Consider the following 24,590-nt stretch of genomic DNA (forward strand, 5'->3'; position numbering starts at 1 on the left):
GGGCATCACGCGCCGGTGCCCATGGGAGAATGAAGTACGTGCTTTTCCCTCTGGCCGGCCGGTCCGGGGGTCACCTCTGATCGACTGGGATGTGCGGCACGTGCGTTTCCTCAATGACATCCAGCCCGCGTACGACCTGACCTACGACGACGTCTTCATGGTGCCGAGCCGCTCCGCGGTCGGCTCGCGTCAGGGCGTGGACCTCGGCTCGCCGGACGGCACCGGCACCACGATCCCGCTGGTCGTCGCCAACATGACCGCGATCGCGGGTCGGCGGATGGCCGAGACGGTGGCCCGGCGCGGTGGACTCGTCGTGATCCCGCAGGACATTCCGATCGACGTGGTCACCGATGTCATCACCTGGGTGAAGAGCCGCCACCTGGTGCTCGACACCCCGATCGTGCTCGCCCCGCACCAGACCGTCGCCGACGCGCTGGCCCTGCTGCCCAAGCGGGCGCACAACGCCGGTGTCGTCGTCGACGAGGACGGCCGTCCCGTCGGCGTCGTCACCGACCGGGACCTCAGCGGCGTCGACCGCTTCACCCAGCTCGCCGAGGTCATGTCCCGCGACCTGCTGCTGCTCGACGCGGACATCGACCCGCGCGAGGCGTTCAACAAGCTCGACGCGGCCAACCGCAGGTACGCCCCGGCCGTCGACCGGGACGGCACGCTCGCCGGCATCCTCACCCGCAAGGGCGCCCTGCGCGCCACCCTGTACACCCCGGCGACCGACGCGAACGGCAGGCTGCGCATCGCCGCCGCCGTCGGGATCAACGGCGACTTCGCGGACAAGGCGGAGCAGCTGCTCCGCGCGGGTGTGGACACGCTCGTCATCGACACCGCGCACGGCCACCAGGAGTCGATGATCAGCGCGATCAAGCTGGTCCGCGACCTCGACCCGCAGGTCCCGATCGCGGCCGGCAACATCGTCTCCGCCGACGGCGTCAAGGACCTGATCGACGCGGGCGCCGACATCATCAAGGTCGGGGTGGGCCCCGGCGCGATGTGCACCACCCGCATGATGACGGGCGTGGGCCGGCCCCAGTTCTCGGCGGTCCTGGAGTGCGCCGCGGAGGCGCGGAAGTACGGCAAGCACGTCTGGGCCGACGGCGGTGTCCGGCACCCCCGCGACGTCGCCATGGCACTGGCCGCGGGTGCGTCCAACGTGATGATCGGCTCCTGGTTCGCGGGGACCTACGAGTCGCCGGGGGACCTCCAGCAGGCCGCCGACGGACGGCTGTACAAGGAGTCCTTCGGCATGGCCTCGGCGCGCGCGGTGCGCAACCGCACCTCCGACGAGTCGGCCTACGACCGGGCCCGCAAGGCGCTCTTCGAAGAGGGCATCTCGACGTCCCGGATGTTCCTCGACCCGGCCCGGCCGGGGGTGGAGGACCTGATCGACTCGATCATCGCGGGCGTGCGGTCCTCCTGCACGTACGCCGGAGCGGCGTCCCTGGAGGAGTTCGCCGAGAAGGCGATCGTGGGCATCCAGAGCGCGGCCGGGTACGCCGAGGGCAAGCCGCTGCACGCCAGCTGGAGCTAGACGCGTCGGGCTCGTGTTCTACTTCGGGTACGGCCACCGCCGGTCCCGTCCTGCACCGTCCGAAAGCTGAACGACCCCTTGCTGAACGATCTCGACGAACGCATCGTGCACGCCCTCGCCGAGGACGCCCGCCGCTCCTACGCGGACATCGGGCAGCTGGTCGGCCTGTCCGCACCCGCCGTGAAACGCCGCGTGGACCGGCTGCGCGCGACCGGGGCGATCACCGGATTCACCGTACGCGTCGATCCCGCGGCCCTCGGCTGGGAGACCGAGGGGTTCGTCGAGATCTACTGCCGGCGCAACACGTCTCCGGAGACCATCCAGCGGGGGCTGGAGCGGTACCAGGAGGTGGTGGCCGCGTCGACGGTCACCGGTGACGCCGACGCGGTCGTGCAGGTGTTCGCGTCGGACATGCGGCACTTCGAGAGGGTGCTGGAGCGGATCGCCGGGGAGCCGTTCGTCGAGCGGACCAAGTCGGTACTGGTGCTGTCCCCGCTGCTGAGGAGGTTCTCCTCGGGGGCTCCGGGGTGAGAGCGGGGGAGGGGCGGGGGGGCGGGGGGTGGGGGGGGGGGGGGGGGGGGGGGGGGGGGGGGGGTTGGGGGGGGGGGGGGGGGGCGGGGTGCGGTCGAGTGCCGGGTGCGCGTGCTCCGTTGCTGGTCGCGCAGTTCCCCGCGCCCCTGCAGGGCGCGGTGCCACCGCCGACCAAGGGGCGCGGGGAACTGCGCGACCCGCCCCCACCGGACCGCACCCGGCACTCGACCGCGCCCCCCGCTACTCCGCGGTCTTCCGCGCCAGCGGGTTGCTGCCGATCGAGTTGTGCACGCTGAAGCTCACCGCGTCCGACCGGTACCGGTCGTCGGACCACTCCACCGGCCGCCCCTCCCGCGTCGTCGTCACCCGCCGCACCCGCAGCAGCGGGCTCGACCGTCGCACCCCGAGCAACTCGGCGTCCCGTGCGCCGCAGGCGACCGCGTCGATGACGTGCTCGCCGTATGCGAAGACCAACCCGGTTTCCTCGTAGAGGCGTTGGGTCACCGACGGGCACTCCGGCTCTATCTCCGCCACCGCCGGGGAGATCCAGTCCGCGTACACCGTGCGTTCCAGCAACACCGGTTCGCCGTCCAGCCCGCGCACCCGCAGTACATGCAACACCGGTGTGCCGACCGCGAGTTGGAGACGGACGGCGTCCTCCTGCGCAGCGGGCCGGTACTCCTGCGCCACCACGTGTCCGGTCGCCTCGCGGCCCATCGCCCTGGCCCACTGCGCAAAACTCCGCAGCTCCGCGAAGCTCTGGCTGCGGCGGCTGGCCAGCACCACCCGGCGGGCGCCCTGGCGGGAGCCGATCAGCCCCTCGGAGGTGAGCGCGGCGACCGCCTGGCGGACCGTGCCGCGTGAGACGCCGTACTGCGTCGCCAGCTCCGTCTCCGAGGGCAGCCGGCTGCCGACGGTGTACTCCTCGCGGTCGATGGCGCGCCGCAGCTCGTCGGCGATCTCCTCGTGTCGCGCCGTCATGCTTCCCCTCTGAGTAGATCGCTGTGCACAGCGTGACCAGCCTAATCGACGGCCTCAGGTGATGCGTGTCAGCCCGTACCCGGCCAGGATTGTGCAGGGAATAAGGGGACGGAGTTTCGCTGCCGTTCATGAAGGGGAAACCCACGGCGGGCGTACTGAGGCCAACTTGTTCAGACAAGTTGCCCGGTGCCATCCGCAGCGCCACCCACCCTCGTGCGTACTCCCTGGAGAGACCGTGACCGTGTCCCTGCCGAGAACCGCCCTCCTCGGCGGCTCCCTCGCCGCCGTAGCCGCGCTCGCCCTGAGCGCCTGCGGCGCCGCTCCCGACAACGCGTCGGCCACCACCTCCGGTGGCAAGAACGCCGCCACCGCCACCTCCGCCGCCGACCTCGGCGGCATGGACGAGCTGGTCGCCGCCGCCAAGAAGGAGGGCACGCTGCACATCATCGCGGTGCCCCGCGACTGGGCGAACTACGGCGCGATCATCGACGGCTTCCAGAAGAAGTACGGCATCAAGATCGAGGACGAGAGTCCCGACGGATCGAGCCAGGACGAGATCAACGCCGTGACCTCGCGCAAGGGCCAGGACCGGGCGCCCGACGTGCTCGACCTCGGCTCGTCGTTCGCGCTCAGCGCCGCCCAGCAGGGCCTGCTCGCGCCGTACAGGGTCACCTCGTACGCCGACATCCCCGAGGGCCAGAAGGACCCGCAGGCCCGCTGGTACAACGACTACGGCGGCTACATCTCCATCGGCTGCGACGCCAAGCGCGTCAAGACCTGCCCGACCACCTTCGCCGACCTGCTGAAGCCGCAGTACAAGGGGCAGGTCGCCCTGAACGGCAACCCGACCAAGTCCGGTTCGGCGTTCGGCGGCGTCTACGCCGCGGCGCTCGCCGGCAAGGGCTCCTTCGACGACATCCAGCCGGGTCTGGACTTCTTCGCCAAGCTGAAGAAGAACGGCAACTACACGCCCGTCGAGTCCACCCCGGCCACCGTCGAGAAGGGCGAGACGCCCATCTCCATCGACTGGGACTACCTGAACGCCGGTTACGCCGACGAGTTCAAGTCCAAGGGCGTGGACTGGAAGGTGTCGATCCCGAGCGACGGCCAGTACGCCCAGTACTACTCCCAGGCCGTCAACAAGGACGCCCCGCACCCGGCGGCCGCCCGCCTGTGGCAGGAGTACCTGTACAGCGCCGAGGGCCAGAACCTGTGGCTCAAGGGGTACGCGCGCCCGGTCCTGATGTCCGCCATGGAGAAGGCCGGCACGCTCGACAAGACCGCCGCCGCCAAGCTCCCCGCGGTCACCGGCACCCCGTCCTTCCCGACCGAGGCCCAGCAGGACAAGGCCAAGACGGTCCTCTCGGCGGGTTGGTCGAAGGCCGTATCCGGATGACGGCCACGCTCACGCGGGCCGGCGTGGCGACCGCCGCTTCCCAGAAGCGGCGGCGCCGCGCCCCCGGCTGGCTCGCCGTCGTCCCGCTGCTCGCGTTCACGGCCGTCGCCTTCGGGCTGCCGGCCCTGGCCATGCTGAACGGCGCCTTCACGGTCAAGGACCCGGTCACCGGCACGAGTTCGTACACCACGAGCAACCTCGGCGACTCGCTCCAGGGGCCGTACCTCACCGCCCTCGTCGGCAGCGTCAAGCTGTCCGCGCTCTCCGCCCTCATCGCCGCCGTCCTCGGGCTGCCGCTCGCGCAGGCCGTCGTCGGCTCGCGCTCCCGGGCGCTGCGCGAGGCGGTGCTCACCGCCTCCGGTGTGCTCGCCAACTTCGGCGGTGTGCCGCTGGCGTTCGCGTTCGTGGCGACCCTGGGCAACGCCGGTGTGCTGACCGTGCACCTCGGGCTCGCCCGGCACGGCTGGGACCTGTACAGCTTCTGGGGACTGGTCCTCGTCTACCTGTACTTCCTGATCCCGCTGATGGTCCTCACCATCACCCCGGCCCTGGACGGACTGCGCGCCCAGTGGCGGGAGGCCGCGCTCAACAACGGCGCCACCGGTGTGCAGTACTGGCGGTACGTGGCACTGCCCGTCCTCACCCCCTCGCTGCTCGGTGGCCTGGTGCTGCTCTTCGGCAGCGCCTTCGCCGCCTACGCCACCGCTGCCGCCATGGTCGGCAGCGCGGTCCCGCTGGTCACCCTGCAGATCGCCGACGCCCTCTCCGGCAACGTCCTGGTCGGCCAGGAGAACGTCGCCCTCGCCCTGAGCCTGGACATGGTGCTGGTGGCGGGCCTGGTGATGGCGGTGTACCTGCCCCTGCAACGACGGAGCGCCCGATGGCTCGACGCCTGACCCCCTGGCGCTGGGCCGTCCTCGGCCTGGCCGCCCTGTACTTCCTGGTCCCGCTCGCCGCCTCCGTGCTCTTCACGGTGGACGTGCCCGGCCAGGGCGTCACCTTCGACGCCTACACCCAGATCATCTCCGCCGACGGCTTCCTCTCCAGCCTGCTGCTCTCCCTGGAACTGGCCGTCGCCACCATCGCCGTCGTGCTGCTGCTGTTGGTGCCCGCGGTGGTCGCCCTGCGGCTGAGCGCGCCGAAGCTGCGGCCGGTCGTCGAGATCGTCTGCTCGCTGCCGCTGGTGGTGCCGCCGATCGCGTTCGTCGCCGGCATCGTCACCGTGCTCAAATGGGGCCCCGACCACCTGTCCCGGACCCCGCTGTTCGAGACGTTCGTCGCCGTGCAGAACCCCACCTTCCCGATCGTCCTGGTGCTCGCCTACGTCGTGATGGCGCTGCCCTTCGTGTACCGGGCGCTGGACGCCGGGCTGCGCGCGATCGACGTGCGCACCCTCGTCGAGGCCGCCCGCAGCTGCGGTGCCTCCTGGCCGCAGGCGCTCGTCAGGGCCGTCCTGCCCAATCTGCGCGGGGCGCTGCTCAACGCGTCCTTCCTCACCCTGGCGCTGGTCCTCGGTGAGTTCACCGTCGCCCGGCTGCTGGGCTTCGAGCCCTTCGCCGTGTGGATCTACGACGTCGGCGGCTCGCAGGCCCAGCTGTCCGTCGCCGTCTCCGTGCTCAGTCTCCTGGTGACCTGGGCCCTGCTCCTCGCGCTCGCCGGTGCCGGCGGCCGTGACCGAACCGCTTCCTCCCGGGGATGAACCATGAGTGTCAGCACGCCCGACAACGCCGCCACCGTCGAATTCCGGGGACTGCGCCGCGCGTTCGGCTCCACCGTCGCCCTCGACGGACTCGACCTGACCGTACGGCCGGGGGAGTTCCTGGCCCTGCTCGGCCCGTCGGGCTGCGGCAAGACCACCGCCCTGCGCATGCTCGCCGGGTTCGAACACCCCGACTCCGGCGCGGTGCTGGTCGACGGCGAGGACGTCACCCGGGTCCCGGCCCACCGCCGTGACGCCGGGATGGTCTTCCAGTCGTACAGCCTCTTCCCGCATCTCGACGCCGTCGACAACGTGGCCTTCGGGCTGCGCATGCGCAAGGTGCGGACGGGTGAACGGCGCGCCAGGGCGGCGGAGCTGCTGGAGCTGGTCGGGCTCGGTGACAAGGGGGAGCGGTTCCCCCACCAGCTCTCCGGCGGCCAGCAGCAGCGGATCGCCCTCGCCCGCGCCCTCGCCCTGCGGCCCCGGGTGCTCCTCCTGGACGAGCCGCTGTCCGCCCTCGACGCCAAGGTCCGGCTCACGCTCCGCGAGGAGATCCGCCGGCTCCAGCAGGAACTCGGCATCACCACGCTGTTCGTGACGCACGACCAGGAGGAGGCGCTGTCCGTCGCCGACCGGGTCGCCGTGATGCGCGCCGGGCAGCTCGAACAGTGCGCCGAACCCGCCGAACTGTACGGCCGCCCGGCCACCGCGTTCGTCGCCGAGTTCGTGGGCACGATGAGCCGGATCCCGGGGACCGCCAGGGACGGCTCGGTCGAGGTGCTCGGGCAGCGGCTGCCCGTCGACGGACAGCCGCCCGGCGCGAGCGAGGTCGACGTCCTGGTGCGGCCCGAGGCCGTCCGGGTGCGCGCCGACGGCTCCGGTACGGCCACCGTCGTCGCCACCGCCTTCCTGGGCGCGGTCGTCCGGATCACCGTACGGCTCGCCGACGGTACCGAGGCCAAGGCCGACCTGCCCGCCCACGAGGCCACCGAACTGGGCGCCGGATCCGCCGCGACCGTCTCGCTGCCCGAGCGGCCGGTGCTCGTCGCCGAACGCGTCCAGAAGTAGCCCCCCGAAGTCCCGCCCCCCACGTGAGGAATGACGACAACGTGACCCCCCACCCGCGGCTCCCGCTCCAGGCTGTCCTGTTCGACATGGACGGCACGCTCGTCGACACCGAGCGACTGTGGTGGGAGGCGGTGGAAAGCGTCGCCGGACGGGCGCTCGGCGAGGCCGACGAGCCCGACGTACTGGGCCGTCCGGTCGAGCACACCGCCCAGTGGCTGGCCCACGCCACCGGCCGGCCCGCCGCCGGGCTCGCGGCCGAGCTGCACCGGGAGTTCGCGGACCGGGTCCGCACCGGCATCGTGCCCCGCCCCGGCGCCCTCGACCTGCTGGACGCCCTGGCGGCGGCAGACGTACCCACCGCCCTGGTCACCGCGTCCCCCCGCGCGGTCGCCGGCCTCGTGCTCGACGCCCTCGGCCCCGGCCGCTTCGCCGCGTCCGTCACCGCCGACGACACCGGCCGCACCAAGCCCGCCCCGGACCCCTACCTGGCCGCCTGCCGGGCGCTCGGCGTCGACCCGGCGGCCTGTGTGGCCGTCGAGGACACCGAGACCGGGGTCGCCTCCGCCGAGGCCGCCGGGTGCGCCGTGCTGGCGGTGCCCTCGCTCGCGCCGATCGCCGACGCGCCCGGCCGGACCGTCCGGGACACGCTGGTCGGGGTCACCCCGAAGGAGCTGAGCGCGATGGCCGTACCGGAACTGCGGGTCATGTCCTGGAACCTGTGGCTCGGCGGCAGCCGGATCACCGACCACCGGGCCAAGCAGGTCAAGACCATCCTGGACGCGCGCGCCGACGTCGTCGGGCTCCAGGAGACCGCCGGCACCTCGGCCCGGGAACTCGCCGCGGCCCTCGGCTGGCACCACCACACGGCCGGCGAGAACCTCGGGATCATCAGCCGCTACCCGATCACCGCCCGCCTCGGCGACCCGGAGGTCGGCTTCTACGGGGCCGCCGGGGTGCGGATCGCCGTCCGCCCCGGCCGCGAGGTCGACATCTGGACCGCGCACCTGCACTACACGCCGTACGGACCGTACGAGTACCACTTCGACGGGCTCGGGGCGGACCAGCTGGTGGCCCACGAGGAGGTGCGGCTCGGGCAGCTGACGGAGACGCTGCGGTGGATCGGGGACGGTGCCGTGCCGGTCGTGCTGACGGGCGACTTCAACAGCCCCTCGCACCTCGACTGGCCGACCGTCGAGTGGCCGGTCACCAGGGCCGCCGAGGAGGCCGGGTTCCACGACTCCTACCGGCAGGCGCACCCCGACCCGGTCGCCGCACCCGGGCACACCTGGTCGCCGGTCCACCCCGTCCACGAGGACGGCGGCGGGCGGCCCGAACCGCAGGACCGGATCGACTACGTGCTGCACAGGGGGCTGCGCGTGCTCGACTCCCGGACCTGGGTCAGCGGCACCCCGGCCCCCTGGCCCGAGGTCGCGGACAACGACTGGCCCTCCGACCACGCGGCCGTCGTGACCACGTTCGCCGTCGAGCCGTGACCCCGGCACCGCTGACGGGGACCGTGGCACGGCGGCGGAAGCCGTGACCCGGCGCAACGAATCGCCGCCCGGCCCGTCCCGCACGCAACGAACCGCTCACCACCGCGCAACGGCTCCTCCTTGTCCGGTTCGGCCCGCCGACCGTACGGTCTAACTGGCCCCCAGACCCCCTTCCGTACCCGGTGAGGACCCGCATGCGCACCGCCCTGCTCCAGAGCTCCGGCCGCCCCGGCTCGACCGTCGAGAACCTCAAGGTGCTCGACGAGGCCGCCGGCCGGGCCGCCGCCGCGGGCGCCGCGCTGCTCGTCACCCCGGAGATGTTCCTGACCGGCTACGCGATCGGCGACGGCGTCGGCCGCCTCGCCGAGCCCGCCGACGGCGACAGCGCGGACACGATCGCCGAGCTGGCCCACCGGCACGGCCTCGCGATCGCCTACGGCTACCCGGAGCGCGCCGGCGGCAGCGTCCACAACTCCGTCCAGCTGATCTCCGCCGACGGCACCCGGCTCGCGAACTACCGCAAGACCCATCTCTTCGGCTGCTTCGAACGGGACCACTTCACCCCGGGCGAGCAGCCGGTGGTCCAGGTGGAGCTGGGCGGACTGACCGTCGGCCTGATGATCTGCTACGACGTCGAGTTCCCGGAGCTGGTCCGCGCGCACGCCCTGGCCGGTACCGACCTGCTGCTGGTCCCGACGGCGAACATGCACCCCTTCCAGTTCGTCGCCGAGTCCCTGGTCCCGGTGCGGGCCTGGGAGAGCCAGATGTACGTGGCGTACGTCAACCGGGTGGGCAGCGAGGGCGAGTTCGAGTTCGTCGGGCTGTCCACGCTGGCCGGCCCCGACGGGATCGCCCGGGCCCGCGCCGGACGCGGTACGGAGCTCCTCCTCGCCGAGGCGGACCCCGCCCTCCTCGCCGCCTCCCGCGAGGCGAACCCGTACCTGAAGGACCGCCGCCCCGGCCTCTACGGGTCCCTGGCCTGACCTTCCCGCCCCTGCTTCTCCTCCTTTCTTCTCCTTCTCCCTCTTCACGCATGTCGCAAGGAGTCCGTACCCCATGACGTCCACGGTGCCCAACGCCGTCGAGCACGCCGACGAGCAGCAGCCGCCGATCACCATGTTCGGCCCGGACTTCCCCTACGCCTACGACGACTTCCTCGCCCACCCGGCGGGCCTCGGCCAGGTCCCGGCGACCGAGCACGGCACCGAGGTGGCGGTCATCGGGGGCGGACTGTCCGGCATCGTGGCCGCGTACGAGCTGATGAAGATGGGCCTGAAGCCGGTCGTCTACGAGGCCGACCGGATCGGCGGCCGGCTGCGGACCGTCGGCTTCGAGGGCTGCGACCCCTCGTTGACCGCCGAGATGGGCGCGATGCGCTTCCCGCCCTCGTCCACCGCCCTCCAGCACTACATCGACCTGGTGGGCCTTCAGACCCGTCCCTTCCCGAACCCGTTGGCCGAGGCCACCCCCTCGACCGTCGTGGACCTCAAGGGCGAGTCGCACTACGCCGAGACCAGCGCCGACCTGCCCCAGGTGTACCGGGACGTCGCCGAGGCCTGGAACAAGTGCCTCGAAGAGGGTGCCGACTTCTCCGACATGAACCGCGCCATGCGCGAGCGTGACGTCCCGCGCATCCGGGAGATCTGGGCGAAGCTGGTCGAGAAGCTCGACAACCAGACCTTCTACGGCTTCCTCTGCGACTCCGAGGCCTTCAGGTCCTTCCGGCACCGCGAGATCTTCGGGCAGGTCGGCTTCGGCACCGGCGGCTGGGACACCGACTTCCCGAACTCCATCCTGGAGATCCTGCGCGTCGTCTACACCGAGGCCGACGACCACCACCGCGGCATCGTCGGCGGCTCCCAGCAGCTGCCGCTGCGCCTCTGGGAGCGCGAGCCGGAGAAGATCGTCCACTGGCCGTACGGCACCTCGCTGAAGTCCCTGCACGTGGACGGCGAGCCCCGCCCGGCCGTGACCCGGCTGCACCGCACCGCGGGCAACCAGATCACCGTGACCGACACGAACGGCGACATCCGGACCTACAAGGCGGCGATCTTCACCGCCCAGTCCTGGATGCTGCTGTCCAAGATCGCCTGCGACGACTCGCTCTTCCCGATCGACCACTGGACCGCGATCGAGCGCACCCACTACATGGAGTCCAGCAAGCTCTTCGTGCCCGTGGACCGGCCGTTCTGGCTGGACAAGGACGAGGAGACCGGCCGGGACGTCATGTCGATGACGCTCACCGACCGCATGACCCGCGGCACCTATCTGCTCGACAACGGCCCGGACCGGCCCGCCGTGATCTGCCTGTCGTACACCTGGTGCGACGACAGCCTGAAGTGGCTGCCGCTGTCCGCGAACGAGCGGATGGAGGTCATGCTGAAGTCGCTCGGCGAGATCTACCCGAAGGTCGACATCAGGAAGCACATCATCGGCAACCCGGTGACCGTCTCCTGGGAGAACGAGCCCTACTTCATGGGCGCGTTCAAGGCCAACCTGCCCGGCCACTACCGCTACCAGCGGCGCCTGTTCACGCACTTCATGCAGGACCGGCTGCCCGACGACAAGCGGGGCATCTTCCTCGCCGGCGACGACATCTCCTGGACGGCGGGCTGGGCCGAGGGCGCCGTGCAGACCGCGCTCAACGCCGTCTGGGGCGTCATGCACCACTTCGGCGGAGAGACCGACCGGACCAATCCCGGCCCCGGCGACGTCTACGACGAGATCGCCCCGGTGGAACTCCCGGAGGACTAGTAGACGGGTCGGACCGGTGCTTGCGGGTTCAGTCGCGCAGCGGGGTGAGCAGCATGCGGCTCGCGAGGCCGACCGCCGCGTCCAGGCGTTCGGCGAACTCCTCGGCCAGGCCCTCGAAGCGGCGCAGCGCCCACAGGGCCCGCGCCGCCGACCAGGTCGCGTCCCGGGCCCGCTCCAGGCTCCAGGAACCGAGCAGATGGGTCAGCGGGTCGGCGATCTGCAGCAGGTCGGGACCCGGCATCAGGTCCTCCCGGATCCGCTCCTCCAGGGAGACGAGGAGGTCGCCCACGCGGTCGAACTCGTCCTCCAGCTCGGCCGGTTCGCAGCCGAGGGTACGGCAGGCGTCCACCACGGCCAGCGCGAGGTCGTGCCCGATGTGCGCGTTGATGCCCGCGAGGGCGAACTGCAGCGGCCGTACCCCCGGATGGTGCCGGAACTGGAACAACGGCCGCCAGCAGGCCGGCGGGCGGTGGCCCGCGGCCTCCGCGTCCACCGCCGCCAGGTAGCGCTCGGCGAACCGCACGTCCAGCGTCGCGGCGGCTCTCGGATCCCCGAACCGGCCCGCCTTCAGGCGGCGTCCGACCTCCTGCGTGACGGCCAGGTAGACGCGGTTGAACACCGCCACGCCGTCCCGCCGGGGGAGGTCCTCGTCCAGGGCGCGCATCCGGGAGACGACGGTGTCGACCGGAGCGGTGAGGTGTTCCAGCTGCGCCATGGGGGCAGGGTCCCAGTCCCGGGCCGGCACCCGGGCCGACGGGCCCGGCGCTTCCCCGGAACGGGGGAACGGCGGCCGCCGGAACCCGTGCCCGCCGTCCGCCTAGGGTTTGGTGTCGTCGTAGGAGCTGGTGCCCTCGTCGAGCAGCGGTTCCTGCGCCTTGAGGTGGGAAGGGGCCATGGCGCGCAGCGCGTGGTAGCCGGTGATGACGACCAGGGTGCCGAGCGCGATGCCGCTGAGGGAGAAGGTGTCGGTGAACTTCATGCTGACGTTGCCGACGCCGATGATGATGCCCGCGGCGGCCGGGACCAGGTTCAGCGGGTTGCGCAGGTCCACCTTGGCGTGCAGCCAGATCTGGGCGCCGAGCAGGCCGATCATGCCGTACAGGATCACCGTGATGCCGCCGAGCACCCCGCCCGGGACGGCGGCCACGACCGCGCCGAACTTGGGGCAGACGCCGAAGAGCAGCGCGAAGCCCGCGGCGGCCCAGTAGGCGGCGGTGGAGTAGACGCGGGTCGCGGCCATCACGCCGATGTTCTCGGAGTAGGTGGTGTTGGGCGGGCCGCCCACGGCGGAGGAGAGCACCGAGGCGGCGCCGTCCGCCGAGATCGCCGTGCCGAGCCTGTCGTCCAGCGGGTCGCCGGTCATCTCGCCGACGGCCTTGACGTGTCCGGCGTTCTCGGCGACCAGGGCGATCACGACCGGGAGGGCGACCAGGATCGCGGACCACTGGAAGGACGGGCCGTGGAAGGACGGCAGCCCGATCCAGTCGGCCTTGCCGACGCCGGAGAGGTCCAGGCGCCAGTGGTCGGTGACCTTGCCGCTCGGGCTCATCGAGTGGATCCGGCCGAAGATCCGGTCGAGGGCCCAGGACAGGACGTATCCGAAGACCAGGCCAAGGAAGATCGCGACCCGTGACCAGAAACCACGCAGACAGACGACGGCCAGACCGGTGAACAGCATCACCAGCAGCGCCGTCCACTGGTCCTGCGGCCAGTAGGTGGCGGCGGTGACGGGCGCCAGGTTGAAGCCGATCAGCATCACGACGGCGCCGGTCACGATCGGGGGCATCGCGGCGTGGATGATCCGGGCGCCGAAGCGCTGGACGGCGAGCCCGATCAGGAAGAGCACGGCGCCGACCACGAGGGTGGCGCCGGTGACCGTGGCACTCGTCCCGCCCTGTGCGCGGATCACCGCAGCCACCCCGACGAACGACAGCGAACAGCCGAGGTAGCTGGGCACCCGGCCGCGCGTCGCCAGCAGGAAGATCACGGTCGCGACGCCGGACATCATGATCGCGAGGTTGGGGTCGAGGCCCATCAGGACGGGCGCCACGAAGGACGCGCCGAACATGGCCACCACGTGCTGGGCGCCGAGCCCCACGGTGCGGGGCCAGGAGAGCCGTTCGTCGGGGCGTACCACCGCTCCGGGCGCGGGCGTACGCCCGTCGCCGTGCAGTTTCCAGCGCACGCCGAGATCCATGGTGGGGCTTCGCTTTCCTTGTACGTGAAGTCGGTCCGGACCATTGTCACGGCTACCTGAGGGCCCTACGCTCGCACGGTCCTACTCATGAACTGCGTTCACATGTCTGAATAGACGATCGGGGTGCTCGATGAGTGGAAGATCCCGTGCGGCCGTCGTCCTGACGGCGCTCGCGGCCGTCGCGGCTGTGCTCGCCCCCTCCGCCCACGCGACCGCGAGGACGGACCGGGTGCCCGACACCGCCGTCCTCGACGGCGCCCGCCTCCTGCGCACCCGGGCGGAACTCGGCCACGGCGACCCGCGACTGCGCCGCGCCGTCCAGGACCTGACCGCACGCGCCGACGCCTGGCTGGACCAGGGCCCCTGGACGGTCGTCGACAAACCGAAGCCCGCCCCCGGCGGTGACGTCCACGACTACCTGAGCCAGGCTCCCTACTGGTGGCCCACCACCACACCCACCGCGGACAACCCCTGGGGCTGCCCCTACGTGCAGCGCGACGGTCAGCGCAACCCCGAGGTCGACAGCGGCACCGACCGCCAGGACGTCGAGAAGGTCTTCGACTCGACGTACGACCTCTCCCTCGCCTGGTTCTACACGGGCAGGCGGGCGTACGCCGAGAAGGCCGGGCAGGTGCTGCGCACCTGGTTCCTGGACCCGGCGACCCGGATGAACCCGAACCTGAACCACGCCCAGTTCATCCCGTGCAGGTACGACGGCCGGTCGATCGGCATCATCGACTTCTCCCAGTCGTACACGAGCGTGATCGACGCGCTCGCCCTCCTCGGCACCGGGGCGCCCGGCTGGAGCGCCGCGGACCGGTCCGGCATGCGGAGCTGGAACACGGACTTCCGGGACTGGCTGGAGAACAGCGCCTTCGGCAAGGAGGAGGGCGCCGCCGCCAACAACCACGGCACCTTCTACGACATGCAGCTCGCCGCCCTCGCCTATGCGACCGGCGACAAGGCGCTGGCGCGGAAGACCGTGCTGGACGCGCGGGCGAAGCGGATCGATCCGCAGATCGCGGGCGACGGCAGCCAGCCGCAGGAACTCGCCCGCACCCGGAGCTGGCACTACTCGGCCTTCGACCTGGTCGCCTACACCCGGCTCGCGGCCATCGGCCGGCATGTCGAGGTGGACCTCTGGGCCTACCGGGGGCCCGACGGGCAGGGCCTGTCCAAGGCCGTCGACTATCTGCTGCCCGCCGCGACCGGCGCCGCCGCCTGGCCGTACCCGGAGCTGGAGTTCCACCGCTACGCCGCGACCGACGTCGTCCATGCGGCGGCCGACGCGGGCGACAGGGCGGCGCAGCAGGCGGCCCGGCGGCTTCAGGCACCGCCCGGCGGCGACCTCTGGGCCCTGCGGCCCGCCGCCGAGCAGCTGGACTCGATCGCGGGCTGAGGGCCCCGTCCCGGCCGGGGCTCCTGAGCACCCGCTTAGGATGGAGTGTCCCCACCACTTCGTCCCCCTGCTCAGGAGCCCCACCCGTGACCGCCGAAGCCCCGACCGCCCCCACCCTGTCCTACGGCCGGCTGATCCCCGTCACCGTCCACTTCGACGACCTGGACGCGCTCGGACTGCTCCACAACGCCCGCTACCCGGTGATGGTCGAGCGGGCCTGGGCCGAGCTGTGGCAGGAGCACGGCTTCGCCTTCGAGGGCGACTGGGCCGCGGCCGAGGACGCCTGCAACGCCGTCAAGGAACTCCGCATCGGCTACGAGGCGCCGGTCACCCGCCCCGGCGCCTACGCCGTCCACCTCTGGCTGGAACGGCTCGGCACCACGGGCCTGACCTACGGCTTCCGGTTCTGCTCGGCGGACGGCGCGGTCACCTATGCCCAGGGCACCCGGGTCCTGGTCCGGCTGGACGCCGGTACGCTGCGCCCGGCTCCCTGGAGCGAGCGGTTCAGGGCCGCGGGCCGGGAACTGCTTCGGCCCGGGAGCTGACCTCCGCCCGGACCGCGCGTTCCCCGGACCGCAGTACGCCCGCGCACGCCACCAGGCCGAAGGCCAGGGCCGTGACCAGGCCGAACGACACCACCAGACTGGTCGCCTGCGCCACCCCGCCGATCAGGCTCGGGGCGACCAGCCCCGAGGTGTAGGTGATCGTCGCGACGCCCGCTATGGCCTGGCTGGGATTGGGCCCCGCGTGCCCCGCCGCCGCGAAGCACAGCGGTACGACCACCGCGATGCCAAGGCCCATCAGCGCGAACCCCGTCATCGCCACCGCCGGATGCCCCGCGAGGACGATCAGCAGCCCGCCGAGCACGGCCAGCACCCCGCCGCCGCGCACGGTACGGACCGCGCCGTAGCGGTTCACCACCGCGTCCCCGCTGATCCGGGCGATCGCCATGGTCAGCATGAACCCGGTGGTGGTGGCCGCCGCCAGCCCGGCGGAGCTGTCCATCCGGTTCTTCAGGAACACCGCCGACCAGTCCAGGCTCGCCCCCTCGGCGAACACCGCGCAGAAGCCCACCGCGCCGATCAGCAGGGCCGAGCGGGGCGGCAGCGCGAACCGCGGCGGCGGCTCCTCGCCCGCCTCCGGCCTGAGGTCCGGGACCCAGCCGGCGGCCAGGATGCCGAGCAGGGTCAGGGTGGCCGCCGCCAGCGCGAAGTGCAGCCGGGCGTCCGAGCCCAGGTGCGCGGCGAGAGTGCCGGCCGCCGAACCGATCAGGGCGCCCGCGCTCCACATGCCGTGCAGCCCCGACATGATCGACTTCCTGAGCCGCCGCTCCACCTCCACGCCGAGCGCGTTCATCGCGACATCGGCCATGCCCGCGCTCGCGCCGTAGACGTACATGGCCAGGCAGAGGGTGTACATGTTCGGCGCGAGGGCCGGCAGCACCAGGGCCAGCGTCCACATCGCGATCAGACCGCGCATCGCGGTCCGGCTGCCGAAGCGGTGGCTGATCCGGCCCGCCAGCGGCATCGAGCACGAGGCGCCGAACGCCCCGAAGGCGAGCGCGAAGCCGAGCTGTCCCGCGCCCAGCGAGGCGTGGTCCTGGATCCACGGCACCCGGGTCGCGAACGAGCCGGTGACGGCACCGTGCACGGTGAACACGGCCGCGACGGCGTACCGCGAGCGCCTCACCTCGCCCTGTCCGTGGTCCACGTCTTTCATGGTCCCGCCCTCCCCGGCCGGTTGCCGCCCCGCTGTCCGCCGTAAACTATCAGGGACCCTGCCTGATAGATAGGGAGCGAAGTGGCCGTTGCGGGCCGCGCGTTCTGGGAGGATGCCCGTCATGCCCGCCTCACCCAGTACCGCCCGGGCCATCAACGACCGGCTCGCCCTGAGCCTGCTCCAGCGGGAAGGTCCGCTGACGGCAGGCCAGTTGAAACAGCTGACCGGGCTGTCCCGGCCGACCGTCGCCGACCTGGTCGAACGGCTCGGCGCGTCCGGCCTGATCAGGGTGGTCGGCGAGTCGGGCGAGCAGCGTCGCGGGCCGAACGCCCGGCTGTACGGGATCGCCGCCGACCGCGCGTGTCTGGCCGCCCTCGACGTGCGCACCGAGAGCGTCTCGGTCCTCGTCTCCGACCTGGTGGGACGGGTGCTGGCGGAGGGGGCGGTGCCGGTCGGCCCGGAGACGGGGACCACGGCCGCCGTCGAGCAGGCGGTGGGGCTGGTGGAGCGGGCGGTGAAGGAGGCGGAGGCCACCGGAGGGGGGCGACTGCACACCGTCGGCATCGGGGCGCCGGGGCTCGTCGATCCGGCGACCGGCGAACTCCGCGACTCCGCGGGGCTGCCCGCCTGGCATCGCCGCCTGGTCGCCGTCCTCCAGGAGCGCTTTCCCGAGGCCGGGGTCAGCGTCGAGAACGAGACCAACCTGGCGGCCCTCGCCGAGCAACGGGAGGGCGTGGCACGCGACCGGGACACCTTCGTCCTGCTCTGGCTGGGCGACAGCCCCGGCGCCGCCGTCGTCCTGGACGGCAGCCTGCGCCGGGGCGCCTCCGGCGGCACGGGCGAGATCGGCTTCCTGCCGGTCCCGGGGACCCCGGCGCTCCCGTCGGCGACGGACTGCTCCGGCGGCTACCACTCCCTGGTCGGAGCGGCGGCGATCAGGGAACTCGCCGAACAGTACGGGATGACGTCGTCCGGGACCGCGGCACACGCCGTGGAACTGGCCGCCCGAACAACGCCCGCCGACCCCGACAACCGCCAGGTCAGCCCACAGGGCCCCCACGCCGACGCCGACGCAACAGCGCCCCGCAGGGGCGCGGGGAACGGCGCGACCGGCCACGACGCGCCCGCGCCTGACAACTGCCTGGTCGGCCCACAGGGCTCCCATAGCGACGCCGACGTGTCGGCGCCCCTCGGGGGCGCGGGGAACGGCGCGACCGGCCACGACGCGCCCGCACCCGGGCACCGGGCCGATCCGGGCCCGTTCGTGGCGCGCTCCCGGTTTCTCGATGTGCTCGCCGACCGGATCGCCGTGGGCGTGGCCGCCGTCGTCGCCGTCCTCGACCCCGGCTGCGTGGTGCTCGGCGGAGAGGTCGGCCCGGCCGGCGGCGCGGCGCTCGCCGTCCGCGTCGAGGCCCGGCTGCGCCGGATGTCCCCGATGGCCACGGAGGTGCGGGCGAGCACTCTCGGCGGCGCGGCCGTCCTGCGCGGCGCCCTGCTGACCGCCCGGGAGCGCGCCCAGGACGACCTGTTCGCGCCCCCCGATCGCTGACCCGGCCCCGCGCGCCCTCAGCGCCGGGCGAGGAAGTCCTCGAACGTGCCCTTCCCGACCGCCCGTTCCGGCGCCAGATGACCGCCCTCCCGCAAGGCCCGGTACACCCCGCCGAACAACGGCACCCCGACCAACGCCCGGCGCCGCCCGCCCGCCTCGAGGTACGCCCGCGCCAGCGACTCCAGCGGCCGCACCTCGGGCCCGCCCATGTCGGCCACCCGCCCCGCCGGCCCCGCACCGGCCAACTCCGCGAGTCGGTCGGCGACTTCGCCCACCTCGATCGGCTGGTCGGCCACCCCGCGCGGCACCGGCAGCACGGGCGCCTTCGCAAGCCCCTCGAACAGCGTCACCAGCAGGTCGTGGAACTGCGTCGTACGCAGCACGGTCCAGCCCAGCCCCGACTCCTCGACCAGCCGTTCCACCGCGAGCTTCGCCCGGTAGTAGCCGAGCGGCACCCGGTCCACGCCCACGATCGAGATGTACAGGAGATGGCCCACCCCGGCCCGCCGCGCCGCCGCGATCAGGTTCGCCGCCGCCCGTTCGTCACCGCCCCTGGGGGTGCTCGCGCAGTGCACGACCGTTTCCACGCCGGTCAGCGCGGCCTCCAGACCGGCCCCACCCGTGCGCAGGTCCACGGCGTAGGGGTCGGCGTGCCGGCTGAGCACCCGCACCTCGTGGCCGTCCGCCCGCAGCCGCCCGACGACGAGCCTGCCCAGCGTTCCGGTCCCGCCGGTCACCAGGGTCGTGGTCATGTCGTTCCGTCCCTCCGGACACCGGGCGCTCCCGGCCGGAACGCCCCTCCGGCGAGTACGACCCCGCGGGCGCCGGGAAATGTGACATCGGCGCGACCCGGCGGCGGGCAAGGGCCGTCGTCACCGCCACCGGGCCGACCGCACCCTAAAAGGACTAGACCAGCCGGGTCAATAGAGGTGAATCGAAGTCAAGAGCGCGGGCCCGCGCGGCCGTTGGGCACATGGCGTCCCTGGTGAGAAGTCCAGCGACACCGACTGTGAGGCAGCCCACACGGTTCCCCTGTATGGACCACCATCGGGCGTGGCACACTGGCGGTGTACCAGAAGCAGCGCACTCCGGGGTCGGTGAAACTCCGAACCGGCGGTTACAGTCCGCGACCCGTCCGCTTCCAGCGGCCGGTTGACCAGGTGAAATTCCTGGACCGACGGTTAAAGTCCGGATGGGAGGCAGTGCGCGGCGGGCGAGCATGTACATGTGCGCGCCGCCGTATCTGGTCTCGTCCGATGCCGGGCGGGACCTCTTCGGCGTCGCCCCGGTGTGCTCACCCGTACATTCTGTCGTCCTTCGACAGGCCCCGGAGTCCGTGCCCCGTTGAGGCAGGAGGACCCGGGAAGTGTTCACCGGAATCGTCGAAGAGCTGGGTGAGATCACCGCCGTCGAGAACCTCGGCGACGCCTCCCGTTTCCGGCTCCGTGGCCCCGTGGTGACCGAGGGCGCACAGCACGGCGACTCCATCGCCGTGAACGGCGTCTGTCTGACCGTCGTGGAGCACGAGGGCGACGAGTTCACCGCCGACGTCATGGCGGAGACCCTCCAGCGTTCCTCCCTCGGCGCCCTCGGCGTCGGCTCCCGCGTCAACCTGGAACGTCCCACCGCCGTCGGCTCCCGCCTCGGCGGCCACATCGTGCAGGGCCACGTCGACGGCACCGGCGAGGTGCTGGCCCGTACCCCCTCGGAGAACTGGGAGATCGTCAAGATCTCGCTCCCGGCCCACCTCAGCCGCTACGTCGTGGAGAAGGGCTCCATCACGGTCGACGGCATCAGCCTCACCGTCGTGGAGGCGGCCCAGGACCACTTCACCGTCAGCCTCATCCCCACCACCCTCGACCTGACCACGCTCGGCCACAAGCAGCCCGGCGACCCGGTCAACCTCGAGGTCGACGTGGTCGCCAAGTACGTCGAGCGGCTGCTCGCGAACACGCGGGGAGCGGGCAAGTGAACTGGCTGAACTCCGAGGCCTTCACCCTCCTCCACCAGCGCATCATCTGGTCGGACATGATCGGCAACATCCTGGGCCTGATCACCCTCGCCCTCGGCTGGCGGCGCTCCCTGCTGACCTGGCCGGTGCAGTTCCTCTCCGGCCTGGTCCTGTTCATCGCCTTCTACGGCCACCTGGCCGGCAGCGCGGGCAAGCAGGTCGTCGTCATGGTGGTCGCCCTGTACGGCTGGTGGCAGTGGAACCGGAACAAGGGCCAGTCCGGCGACGGTCACATCGTCCCCCGCTTCGCCACCTGGCGTGAGCGCGGCGCGATGCTCGCCGCCGCGGCCGCCGGCACGGTCGCCGTCGCCCTGCTGTTCAAGGCCTTCCCGTCCCTGTCCTGGGACCCCTGGCCGGACGCCTACATCTTCGTCGGCACGATCGTCGCGATGTACGCCCAGGCCCGCGGCATGGTCGAGTTCTGGATCGCCTGGCTCCTGGTCGACGTGGTCGGCGTCCCCCTGAACTTCGCCAACGGCTACGCCTTCTCCGGCTTCGTCTACGTCATCTACGGCGCGCTCGTCCTGTGGGGCATGCGCGACTGGTGGCTGCGCTCCCGCCAGGGTTCGCGGCCCGCTCTGGAAGGAGCACCCGCATGACCGCGGCACCCGTTCTCCACCACACCCACGACATCGACGGCCTCACCCTCGACCCCATCGAGCAGGCCATCGCCGACATCGCCGCCGGCCGACCGGTCGTGGTGGTCGACGACGAGGACCGCGAGAACGAGGGCGACCTCGTCATCGCCGCCGAGAAGGCCACCCCCGAGATCGTCGCCTTCATGATGAGCGAGTGCCGCGGCCTGATCTGCGCCCCCATGGAGGGCGACGAACTCGACCGGCTCCGGCTGCCGCAGATGGTCGAGGACAACACCGAGTCCATGAAGACCGCGTTCACCGTCTCCGTGGACGCATCCGCCGCGCACGGCGTCACCACCGGCATCTCGGCCGCCGACCGCGCCACCACCCTCCAGCTGCTGGCGAGCGGTGAGGCCGAGCCCACCGACCTCGTCCGCCCCGGCCACGTCTTCCCGCTGCGCGCCCGCCCCGGTGGCGTCCTCAGCCGCAACGGCCACACCGAGGCCGCCGTCGATCTCGCCCGCCTCGCGGGCCTGCGTCCCGCCGGTGCCATCGTGGAGATCGCCGGCGAGGACGGCCGGATGCTCCGCCTGCCCGAGCTGATCCCGTTCGCCCGCAAGCACGGCCTGACGATCATCTCCATCGCGGACCTGATCACCTACCGCCGGTCGGCCGAACCGGCCGTCCGCCGGGAGGCCGAGGTCAAGCTGCCCACCCGGCACGGCACCTTCACCGCGTACGGCTACCGCTCCACCACCGACGGCGTCGAGCACGTCGCCCTCGTGCACGGGGAGATCGGCGACGGCGAGGACGTCCTGGTCCGCGTCCACTCCGAGTGCCTCACCGGCGACGTCTTCGGCTCCGCCCGCTGCGACTGCGGCCCCCAGCTCCACGAGGCGCTCGACCGGATCCAGGCAGAGGGCCGGGGGATCGTCGTCTACCTGCGCGGGCACGAGGGCCGCGGCATCGGGCTGCTGTCCAAGCTGCGCGCCTACGAACTCCAGGAACGCGGCCGCGACACCCTCGACGCCAACCTCGAACTCGGCCTGCCCGCCGACGCCCGCGACTACCGCGCGGGCGCCCGGATCCTGGCCGACCTCGGCGTCCACAGCGTCCGCCTGATGACCAACAACCCCGACAAGAGCGACGCGCTGCTCAGCCACGGTCTGAGGATCAGCGGGCGCGAGCCGATGCCCGTGCAGGCGGGCGAGCACAACCTCCGCTACCTGCGCACCAAGCGGGACCGGATGGGCCACGACCTGCCCTGGCTGGACACGGCGGCCGTGGCCACCTGCGCGAACCAGTAGAGAAACAGCACTGAGGAGAGACGTACGTGAGCGGCAAGGGTGCACCGGAGTTGTCCGTACGCAATGTCAGCGACCTGCGGGTCGCCGTCATCGCGGCCCAGTGGCACGAGAAGGTGATGGACGGACTGGTGGACGGGGCCCTGCGGGCCCTGCGCGAGCTGGGGATCGACGAGCCCACCCTGCTCCGGGTCCCCGGCACCTGGGAGCTCTCGGTCGCCGCGAAGGTCCTCGCCGGCCGCGGCTACGACGCGGTGGTCGCCCTCGGCGTCGTCATCCGCGGCGGCACCCCGCACTTCGAGTACGTGTGCCAGGGCGTCACCCAGGGCCTCACCCAGGTCTCCGTCGAGACCGGCGTCCCCGTCGGCTTCGGCGTCCTCACCTGCGACAACGAGGAGCAGGCCCTGGACCGCGCAGGCCTGCCCGGCTCGAACGAGGACAAGGGCCACGAGGCGGTGACCGCGGCGGTGGCGACGGCGGCCACCCTCCGCTCAGTATCCGAACCCTGGCACTGAGCGAGGCGGCGTTTGGCGTAGTCTGGCGCTCACCATGTCCAACAAGACTTTCGAGGAGCTCTTCACCGAGCTCCAGCACAAGGCCGCCCACGGCGACCCCGCCACGTCCCGCACCGCCGAGCTGGTCGGCAAGGGCGTCCATGCCATCGGCAAGAAGGTCGTCGAGGAGGCCGCCGAGGTCTGGATGGCCGCCGAGTACGAGGGCAAGGAGGCGGCCGCCGAGGAGATCTCGCAGCTGCTCTACCACGTCCAGGTGATGATGGTCGCCCGCGGGATCTCGCTGGACGACGTCTACGCCCACCTGTGAAACCCCTTTCAGACACCCCCTATCAGCCCTCTTTCGAAGCGAAGGAAGCCGACCTCATGCTGCGCATCGCCGTCCCCAACAAGGGTTCCCTCTCCGGCCCTGCGGCGGACATGCTGCATGAGGCCGGCTACCGGCAGCGCCGGGAGTCCAAGGAACTCCGTACCGTCGACCCGGTCAACGACGTGGAGTTCTTCTACCTGCGCCCCCGCGACATCGCGATCTACGTCTCCTCCGGGCGCCTCGACATCGGCATCACCGGCCGCGACCTGCTGGTGGACTCCGGCGCCAACGCCGAGGAGATCCTCCCGCTCGGCTTCGCCCGCTCCACCTTCCGCTTCGCCTCCAAGCCGGGCGCCGCGAGCACCCTGGCGGACCTCAAGGGCAAGACGGTCGCCACCTCCTACGAGGGCATCGTCGCCAAGCACCTCGCCGACAGCGGCGTCGACGCCTCCGTCGTCCACCTCGACGGTGCCGTGGAGACCGCCATCGAGCTGGGCGTCGCCGAGGTCATCGCCGACGTCGTCGAAACGGGCACCAGCCTGCGCAACGCCGGCCTGGAGGTCTTCGGCGAGCCGATCATGAAGTCCGAGGCGATCGTGGTCCGCCGTACCGGCGCCGACGTCGAGGAACCCAAGGTCCAGCAGTTCCTGCGCCGCCTCCAGGGCGTCCTGGTCGCCCGGACGTACGTGATGATGGACTACGACTGCCGGGTCGAGCAGCTGGAGAAGGCCGTCGCCCTCACCCCGGGCCTGGAGTCGCCGACCGTCTCCCCGCTGCACAACGAGGGCTGGGTCGCCGTCCGCGCCATGGTCCCCGCCAAGGACGCCCAGCGGATCATGGACGACCTGTACGACCTCGGCGCCCGCGCCATCCTGACCACGGCCATCCACGCCTGCCGCCTCTGAGGGCCCGCGAGAGATGTCCGAGCCGCCCACCCTGCCCGTCACCTTCCGGCCGGGCCACACCCGCGCGATCCTGCTCACAGCGGGTGCCGCGATCTTCGTCACCATCTCCGGCGTCGCGCTGCTCCTGGAGCAGCTCGGCCCGGGGGAGAAGCTCAGTTTCGTCCTCACCGGCGCACTGATCTTCTGGGTGCTGGCGCGGCTGGCCCGCGTGAAGGTCGTCGCGGAGGAGTCCGGCGTCACCGTCGTCAACATCGCCGGCGAGCGGCACCTGGAGTGGGCGGAGATCCTCCAGGTGAACCTCCGCCCGGGTGACCCGTGGGTGTTCCTCAACCTCAGCGACGGCACCAGCCTGCCCGCGCTCGGCATCCAGCCGGGCATCGCCAGGCAGCGCGCGATCGCCGACGCCAGGGCCCTGCGAGCCCTCGCCGAGGCCCGCGCGATCCGCGACCCCGAGCAGCATCAGGGCTGAGATCACGCAACTTCGGGGGCGCCTCGGGGCCGTCGACCCTGCCGCAACGGCCCCCGTCTTGATTAATCTGTTGGCGGAGGCTTTTCACGTCCCGCCTCCGCCCCTGTGGCGCGCCCCGCGCACAGGGGTTCCTGCTACCCGAGGAGTGACCCTCTCCGGCGATGGACGGATC

24 protein-coding genes and 1 riboswitch are annotated in these 24,590 nt (G+C 72.0%); of the genes, 19 read left to right on the forward strand and 5 right to left on the reverse strand.

Features of this window, described 5'->3' with window-relative positions; genetic code table 11:
• Window positions 1-100 precede the first annotated feature (100 nt).
• On the forward strand, window positions 101-1,543 hold the full coding sequence (locus ACZ3KP_RS21065) for a GuaB1 family IMP dehydrogenase-related protein (protein WP_467501217.1): 1,443 nt from the start codon (window positions 101-103) through the stop codon (window positions 1,541-1,543).
• Window positions 1,544-1,621: 78 nt separating this feature from the next.
• Window positions 1,622-2,074, forward strand: a complete 453-nt coding sequence (locus tag ACZ3KP_RS21070) for an Lrp/AsnC family transcriptional regulator (protein ID WP_132894522.1) — start codon at window positions 1,622-1,624, stop codon at window positions 2,072-2,074.
• 240 nt (window positions 2,075-2,314) lie between these two features.
• On the opposite strand, the gene ACZ3KP_RS21075 is transcribed toward ACZ3KP_RS21070, so the two are convergent.
• Window positions 2,315-3,055 carry a GntR family transcriptional regulator gene (locus ACZ3KP_RS21075; RefSeq protein WP_467501218.1) on the reverse strand — a complete coding sequence of 247 codons (741 nt, stop codon included), beginning with the start codon at window positions 3,053-3,055 and terminating at the stop codon, window positions 2,315-2,317.
• A gap of 235 nt (window positions 3,056-3,290) precedes the next feature.
• On the opposite strand from ACZ3KP_RS21075, the gene ACZ3KP_RS21080 reads away from it, so the two are divergent.
• From ACZ3KP_RS21080 to ACZ3KP_RS21110, 7 genes are all read left to right on the forward strand, one after another.
• The gene (locus ACZ3KP_RS21080) at window positions 3,291-4,451 is read left to right on the forward strand and encodes an ABC transporter substrate-binding protein (RefSeq protein ID WP_467501219.1); all 1,161 of its coding nucleotides are present in this window, start codon (window positions 3,291-3,293) and stop codon (window positions 4,449-4,451) included.
• The gene (locus ACZ3KP_RS21085) at window positions 4,448-5,347 is read left to right on the forward strand and encodes an ABC transporter permease (RefSeq protein WP_467501220.1); all 900 of its coding nucleotides are present in this window, start codon (window positions 4,448-4,450) and stop codon (window positions 5,345-5,347) included. The genes ACZ3KP_RS21080 and ACZ3KP_RS21085 overlap by 4 nt, the downstream gene beginning before the upstream one ends.
• Window positions 5,332-6,150, forward strand: coding sequence for an ABC transporter permease (locus ACZ3KP_RS21090; RefSeq protein WP_467501221.1), 819 nt, complete (start codon window positions 5,332-5,334; stop codon window positions 6,148-6,150). The genes ACZ3KP_RS21085 and ACZ3KP_RS21090 overlap by 16 nt, the downstream gene beginning before the upstream one ends.
• Before the next feature lie 3 nt (window positions 6,151-6,153).
• Window positions 6,154-7,218 carry an ABC transporter ATP-binding protein gene (locus tag ACZ3KP_RS21095; RefSeq protein WP_467501222.1) on the forward strand — a complete coding sequence of 355 codons (1,065 nt, stop codon included), beginning with the start codon at window positions 6,154-6,156 and terminating at the stop codon, window positions 7,216-7,218.
• A gap of 86 nt (window positions 7,219-7,304) precedes the next feature.
• Window positions 7,305-8,711 carry an HAD-IA family hydrolase gene (locus ACZ3KP_RS21100; RefSeq protein ID WP_467501286.1) on the forward strand — a complete coding sequence of 469 codons (1,407 nt, stop codon included), beginning with the start codon at window positions 7,305-7,307 and terminating at the stop codon, window positions 8,709-8,711.
• A 194-nt stretch (window positions 8,712-8,905) separates the two neighbouring features.
• Entirely contained in the window at window positions 8,906-9,694 is a 789-nt protein-coding gene (locus ACZ3KP_RS21105; RefSeq protein WP_467501223.1) for a carbon-nitrogen hydrolase family protein, read from the forward strand.
• A 73-nt stretch (window positions 9,695-9,767) separates the two neighbouring features.
• Complete coding sequence (locus ACZ3KP_RS21110; RefSeq protein WP_467501224.1) at window positions 9,768-11,465, forward strand: flavin monoamine oxidase family protein; 1,698 nt, start codon at window positions 9,768-9,770, stop codon at window positions 11,463-11,465.
• 28 nt (window positions 11,466-11,493) lie between these two features.
• On the opposite strand, the gene ACZ3KP_RS21115 is transcribed toward ACZ3KP_RS21110, so the two are convergent.
• Both ACZ3KP_RS21115 and ACZ3KP_RS21120 read right to left on the reverse strand, forming a co-directional pair.
• A complete protein-coding gene (locus ACZ3KP_RS21115; protein WP_467501225.1) occupies window positions 11,494-12,180 on the reverse strand; it encodes a DUF5995 family protein in 687 nt (228 codons plus the stop codon).
• A gap of 102 nt (window positions 12,181-12,282) precedes the next feature.
• Window positions 12,283-13,662 (reverse strand): uracil-xanthine permease family protein, encoded by a 1,380-nt coding sequence (locus tag ACZ3KP_RS21120; protein ID WP_467501226.1) that lies wholly within the window; start codon window positions 13,660-13,662, stop codon window positions 12,283-12,285.
• Window positions 13,663-13,792: 130 nt separating this feature from the next.
• Here ACZ3KP_RS21120 and ACZ3KP_RS21125 point away from each other — a divergent pair, with 130 nt between their 5' ends.
• Window positions 13,793-15,061, forward strand: coding sequence for an alginate lyase family protein (locus tag ACZ3KP_RS21125; protein WP_467501227.1), 1,269 nt, complete (start codon window positions 13,793-13,795; stop codon window positions 15,059-15,061).
• Window positions 15,062-15,147: 86 nt separating this feature from the next.
• Window positions 15,148-15,606, forward strand: coding sequence for an acyl-CoA thioesterase (locus tag ACZ3KP_RS21130; protein ID WP_467501228.1), 459 nt, complete (start codon window positions 15,148-15,150; stop codon window positions 15,604-15,606).
• Here the strand turns inward: ACZ3KP_RS21130 and ACZ3KP_RS21135 are convergent.
• Entirely contained in the window at window positions 15,566-16,780 is a 1,215-nt protein-coding gene (locus ACZ3KP_RS21135) for an MFS transporter (RefSeq protein ID WP_467501229.1), read from the reverse strand. The two genes, ACZ3KP_RS21130 and ACZ3KP_RS21135, sit on opposite strands and share 41 nt — an antisense overlap.
• A 121-nt stretch (window positions 16,781-16,901) precedes the next feature.
• On the opposite strand from ACZ3KP_RS21135, the gene ACZ3KP_RS21140 reads away from it, so the two are divergent.
• Window positions 16,902-18,329, forward strand: coding sequence for an ROK family transcriptional regulator (locus ACZ3KP_RS21140; protein ID WP_467501230.1), 1,428 nt, complete (start codon window positions 16,902-16,904; stop codon window positions 18,327-18,329).
• Between the two features lie 17 nt (window positions 18,330-18,346).
• On the opposite strand, the gene ACZ3KP_RS21145 is transcribed toward ACZ3KP_RS21140, so the two are convergent.
• Window positions 18,347-19,081, reverse strand: a complete 735-nt coding sequence (locus ACZ3KP_RS21145) for an SDR family oxidoreductase (protein WP_467501231.1) — start codon at window positions 19,079-19,081, stop codon at window positions 18,347-18,349.
• A 327-nt stretch (window positions 19,082-19,408) separates the two neighbouring features.
• Window positions 19,409-19,539: riboswitch (FMN riboswitch) on the forward strand.
• 156 nt (window positions 19,540-19,695) lie between these two features.
• Here ACZ3KP_RS21145 and ACZ3KP_RS21150 point away from each other — a divergent pair.
• The 7 genes from ACZ3KP_RS21150 to ACZ3KP_RS21180 are packed head-to-tail and all read left to right on the forward strand — an operon-like array spanning window position 19,696 to window position 24,418.
• Window positions 19,696-20,301, forward strand: coding sequence for a riboflavin synthase (locus ACZ3KP_RS21150; protein ID WP_467501232.1), 606 nt, complete (start codon window positions 19,696-19,698; stop codon window positions 20,299-20,301).
• Complete coding sequence (gene pnuC / locus ACZ3KP_RS21155) at window positions 20,298-20,939, forward strand: nicotinamide riboside transporter PnuC (RefSeq protein ID WP_358982742.1); 642 nt, start codon at window positions 20,298-20,300, stop codon at window positions 20,937-20,939. Before ACZ3KP_RS21150 ends, pnuC begins: the two co-directional genes overlap by 4 nt.
• Window positions 20,936-22,225 (forward strand): bifunctional 3,4-dihydroxy-2-butanone-4-phosphate synthase/GTP cyclohydrolase II, encoded by a 1,290-nt coding sequence (locus ACZ3KP_RS21160; RefSeq protein ID WP_467501233.1) that lies wholly within the window; start codon window positions 20,936-20,938, stop codon window positions 22,223-22,225. The genes pnuC and ACZ3KP_RS21160 overlap by 4 nt, the downstream gene beginning before the upstream one ends.
• A 26-nt stretch (window positions 22,226-22,251) precedes the next feature.
• The gene (gene ribH / locus ACZ3KP_RS21165; RefSeq protein ID WP_358982738.1) at window positions 22,252-22,737 is read left to right on the forward strand and encodes a 6,7-dimethyl-8-ribityllumazine synthase; all 486 of its coding nucleotides are present in this window, start codon (window positions 22,252-22,254) and stop codon (window positions 22,735-22,737) included.
• A gap of 34 nt (window positions 22,738-22,771) precedes the next feature.
• Complete coding sequence (locus ACZ3KP_RS21170) at window positions 22,772-23,044, forward strand: phosphoribosyl-ATP diphosphatase (protein WP_030946750.1); 273 nt, start codon at window positions 22,772-22,774, stop codon at window positions 23,042-23,044.
• A 56-nt stretch (window positions 23,045-23,100) separates the two neighbouring features.
• Window positions 23,101-23,949, forward strand: a complete 849-nt coding sequence (gene hisG / locus ACZ3KP_RS21175; RefSeq protein WP_467501234.1) for an ATP phosphoribosyltransferase — start codon at window positions 23,101-23,103, stop codon at window positions 23,947-23,949.
• Between the two features lie 13 nt (window positions 23,950-23,962).
• Window positions 23,963-24,418, forward strand: a complete 456-nt coding sequence (locus tag ACZ3KP_RS21180; RefSeq protein ID WP_358982734.1) for a PH domain-containing protein — start codon at window positions 23,963-23,965, stop codon at window positions 24,416-24,418.
• The last annotated feature ends 172 nt before the right edge of the window (window positions 24,419-24,590 follow it).

This window comes from Streptomyces sp. NPDC020958 (assembly GCF_055562175.1).